The 255-nt window shown below is 63.9% G+C and carries 1 protein-coding gene; it reads right to left on the reverse strand.

The genetic code is table 11. The features are described 5' to 3' along the window. A partial coding sequence (locus tag JHD63_RS23620; RefSeq protein WP_198973209.1) for a transposase occupies positions 1-255 on the reverse strand: 255 nt, incomplete at both ends.

Consider the following 255-nt stretch of genomic DNA (forward strand, 5'->3'; position numbering starts at 1 on the left):
GGAACTGGGCGCAGAGATCAGCGTGGCGTCCACTACCGTGCCGGCACGCAGCATCAAACCCTTGGCACCCAGCAATTCGTTGACCAGTGCCAGGATCTGAGGGGCCAGCTTGTGTTCCTCCAGCCGCTGGCGAAAGCGCAGGATCGTGGTCTCGTCGGGCAGCGGCGTGTCCCAGTTCAGGCCTGCGAATTCGCGCAACAGCGGCACATCGTGCAGCGACTCCTCCATCGCCGGATCGCTCAGCGTGAACCACTG

Origin of the sequence: Xylophilus sp. ASV27 (assembly GCF_016428875.1) — a bacterium.
Taxonomy (GTDB): domain Bacteria; phylum Pseudomonadota; class Gammaproteobacteria; order Burkholderiales; family Burkholderiaceae_C; genus Xylophilus.